The organism is Photorhabdus africana (assembly GCF_035181445.1).
GTDB lineage: Bacteria > Pseudomonadota > Gammaproteobacteria > Enterobacterales > Enterobacteriaceae > Photorhabdus > Photorhabdus laumondii.
Genome location: NZ_JAXBVE010000092.1, coordinates 1 through 3,809, shown reverse-complemented (window position 1 = coordinate 3,809; position 3,809 = coordinate 1). Strand labels below are relative to the sequence as shown.

5 protein-coding genes are annotated in these 3,809 nt (G+C 44.7%); 4 read left to right on the top strand and 1 reads right to left on the bottom strand.

All coding sequences use genetic code 11. The annotated features are described in order from the left end of the window. Window positions 1-35 precede the first annotated feature (35 nt). Complete coding sequence (locus SLS51_RS22595; RefSeq protein ID WP_323840750.1) at window positions 36-605, bottom strand: recombinase family protein; 570 nt, start codon at window positions 603-605, stop codon at window positions 36-38. A 170-nt stretch (window positions 606-775) separates the two neighbouring features. Here SLS51_RS22595 and SLS51_RS22590 point away from each other — a divergent pair, with 170 nt between their 5' ends. From SLS51_RS22590 to SLS51_RS22575, 4 genes are all read left to right on the top strand, one after another. Continuing rightward, window positions 776-1,036, top strand: a complete 261-nt coding sequence (locus tag SLS51_RS22590) for a type II toxin-antitoxin system Phd/YefM family antitoxin (protein WP_023043807.1) — start codon at window positions 776-778, stop codon at window positions 1,034-1,036. A 25-nt stretch (window positions 1,037-1,061) separates the two neighbouring features. Further along, entirely contained in the window at window positions 1,062-1,340 is a 279-nt protein-coding gene (locus tag SLS51_RS22585; protein WP_323840749.1) for an arylsulfatase regulator, read from the top strand. Between the two features lie 5 nt (window positions 1,341-1,345). After that, window positions 1,346-1,660: a type II toxin-antitoxin system RelE/ParE family toxin gene (locus tag SLS51_RS22580; RefSeq protein WP_023043805.1), complete on the top strand. Its 315-nt coding sequence runs from the start codon at window positions 1,346-1,348 to the stop codon at window positions 1,658-1,660. A gap of 31 nt (window positions 1,661-1,691) precedes the next feature. Next, the coding region (locus SLS51_RS22575) for a DUF4158 domain-containing protein (protein ID WP_323840748.1) at window positions 1,692-3,809 on the top strand (2,118 nt) is incomplete at its 3' end.

The window sequence follows — 3,809 nt, the reverse complement described above, 5'->3', positions numbered from 1 at the left end:
TGGAAGAACCCCCAGATCTGTAAACTTTGTGAGAGCTACGAGTTATCAACGTGCTTAAATGTGTTCAAAACACGGTAGATGGTTGCTTCGCCTAGCTTAAACTCCTTGGCTAACTGACCAATCGTAATGCCGGACTGACGCTTGAGATAAATATCATTTCGTATATCCTCGGTTAACTTAGCGGGGCGCCCGAATCTGACACCATTCTCTTTCGCTTTGGCGATCCCTTCCGCCTGGCGTTCACTGCGTAAGTCATTTTCAAACTCCGCGATGGTGGCCAGCATATTGAACATAAGACGCCCTGTTGAAGTTCGGGTATCTATATTTTGATCCAGAACGACCAAATCAATATTTTCTTGCTGAAAGCGACTAGAAATTTGTGATAAATGATCCACTGAACGTGCAAGCCGGTCTAATTTTGTGACGAGCAGAGTATCACCTTCACGCAGGTAATCCATACAGGCTTGGTATTGCGGGCGGTGTGCTGTCCGACCACTGCGTTTTTCCTGATAAAGACGTTCACACTCCGCTTGTCTTAATTTTTCCAGCTGAATGTCTAAACTTTGACCTGTTGAGCTGACCCGCGCATAACCAATTTTTGCCATAACCTATCATTATCCTTTAGACCATTTGATTGAGTACTTATGATAGGACTTTTAAGAGCTATTTCCAGCGACTATTAAAAAGTATACTTTTTAATAGCTTTAAATTTGATCGAGTCGTTCGATTCGTTTATATTGTTTGAATCATGCTATGATTCAATGAGAGGACTATTATGGATGCTCTTTCTGCCAATGAAGCCAAAACCCAGTTTGGCGACATGCTACTCAAAGCACAACGTGCCCCAATCCAAATCAATAAAAACGGAAAACCCGTTGCGGTGGTTATCTCAATGGATGAATACGAAAGTATTGAAACACTCCGGTTAAAATTATTGCAGTCAAGAGCTGAACAGGCCAGAGTTGATATTGAATCCGGTAACACCCTCGATGGCGAAGCTTTTTTTAATGAACTGATATCAGGTCAGTACGATTAGAATTTCACCTATTGAGGAGAAAAAAATGTCTGTAGCCGGACTTAGCGCAGAACAATTACGGTGGGTGAAACGTATACATGACTATGCTGCCCGTTTTCCCCTAACCGAAACCGGTGAGGCGCAATTACGGAAAACCTGTTACGACTATATGGATACCTTCAAACAGGTGATAGACAGTGCATCAATTGCCCAGCTGGATGGTATCTGTCAGCAATACACCGGTTTTTTCCGGTTCGCCAAACTAATGGAAATGCTGGCTCAGGGTATTGCTGAGGGCATTATCGACGTTCCCAGGGATCATTAACCATCATGGACATATCACACTACCGTTTAACGCCTGATGCCCAGGCCGATCTGATTGAAATTCGCCGTTTTACTGTACAACAATGGGGTGAGGTGCAATCAGAAAAATACCTGTCAGGACTTCAACAAACCTTTCGTTTGCTGGCTTCTACCCCTGCACTGGGAAGAGACAGGCCAGACGTCGGATCGGGCGTATTGAGTTTTCCTTATGTCAGTCATGTCATTTATTACCTCATCCACGAACGGCAACCGGTGATATTTGGTGTGCTGCACAAACGAATGGTGCCGGCAAATCATCTGGACGGACGCGAAATGATTTGATTGTCTGGCCTCATTGAATCCGGGACTCACAATGGAAAATATCAAGCGTATTCACTTATTATCCAATACCGAAATCGAAGAACTTTATGCCTGCCCCGAATTCAATGATCACGAACAAATCCTGTATTTTTCCTTAAGCCCGGCAGAACGGGTTGTTCTCGAACAGTTTCACAATACCCAGACTCGTATCCATTTCATCCTGCAACTGGGCTATTTCAAGGCGAAACAACAGTTTTTCAACCTATCACTTGATAAGGTCAGCCAGGATGTTCAGTATATTGTGACCACGTATTATAGCGATACTAATGCGGCCCGGTTCACAGGTTCACTCTCCCGAAAATACAGGCGCAGCCAGCGGCAGGCTATACTCTCGCTTTTTGGTTACCGAAACTGGTCTCCGCAATATACAGCTGAAATAGAATCTCATCTCGCTTATTTGTTGCGTTACTATCCCAAAGGGCACAGTGCGTTTCGTCAACTGCTGGCATACTTTGAGCATCAAAAATTGATGCTCCCGTCCTACCGAATACTCCAGGATATTTTCAGCCACGCCTTTATTGTGGAGGAAAATCGCCTGAATGCAGCAGTTTCCTTGTTGCCTGCCGCAATTACTGAGCAACTTTCCGCGTTAGTACAGCGGGATGACGGTATCACCGTCCTCAATATTATCCGTGCCGACCAAAAGGATTTTCAGTACACCGCCGTCAGAATGGAAGTAGACAAGGCATTACGCATTGAAGATCTTTATCGGTTTGCCAGAGACTTTCTGCCTTCTCTTATGTTGTCAAAAAATGCCATCCGTTACTATGCGGAAATAGCCGAACAATATGCTGCTTCCCGGTTGCGCAGACTGAGCAAAACACAACAATGGCTACAGGCCTTGTGTTTCGTCTATCACCGCTATCAGCAGATCATGGATAATCTGATTGTGAGTTTTTGTTATCACACGCGGGCTATCATGGATGCGGGTAAAATTTATGCGTCGATAGCCCACATGGAGCACAGTGCCAAAGTTGTCACGGACTTTCCCGGACTGGCAAAGTTTCTGAAATGGTTTCCAGAGCGGAACCCAAACATGAGTCAGGCTGAACTGGATGAAGTGGCGTTCAGTATGCTCCCTAAAGAACAATTTTCAGTCATGGCAGAATTTTTGGAAGGTAAATCTTTTGATAAGAAGGCAGCGTTGTGGGAATACTACGGTAAGTCCTCCCGCTTGCTCTCATTGTATCTGCGTCCGATATTTACCCGGGTAAAACTTGAATATTACAAGAAAAACAGTGAAATCGGCGAACTGATTCATATGTTGAAAACACATTATGCCAGCGGTAAAAGTCCCTCCGCTTTAAAAATCTGTGATGAGCTGGGATTCACCCTTCCCAAAAGTATGAATATCTACCTGAAGCGGAAACCCTCGGACACCCGAATTGATCCGTATTTATTTGAATTTTTTGTCTATTTAAAGGTTCTCCATGAGATTGAGCGGGGCCGTCTGTATTGCAATGACAGTGTCTCGTACTGTGATATTGATACCGATCTGGTTGACGATGCGCTGGTCGATAACGTTGAAAAGATCGCGGTGGAGTTTGGTTATTCCCGCCTCCCTGTTTACTGTGACCAGCGTCTTGATGAAGCGCTACAGGGACTGAATGAAGCCTGGGAGAGAACGACCCACAATATTCGTGCAAATAACAATCCCGGCTTTTATGTTCGTGAAACCAAAACCGGACAACAACACTGGAGCCTGCGCTATGACAGCGTTGAAAAACTGGACGATGCTTTTTTCAAAAACTTACCCAAAGTCGATATTGCTAATATTGTCATGTTCATCGGTGAGTTGACTGATCTGTGGCGTGGATTTACTCACCTGAAAGATCGCTATACCAAGCGGAAAAAACCGCTACCGTTGGCAATTAATGCCTGTTTGCTGTCAGAAGCCTTTGGGTTTGGTGCGTTGAAAATGGCCGATATGTCAGATTTAGAACTCAGCCAGCTTCGCGCTGTACGAGAGGATTTTATCCGGGTTGATACACTTTGTGCGGCCAATGAAATCGTCAGTAATCATATTCATTCACTGGCAATCTTCAAACAGTGGAACCTCATGGATAACAAACTATTGGCTGATGCAGACGGGCAAAAGTTTGCGACCACG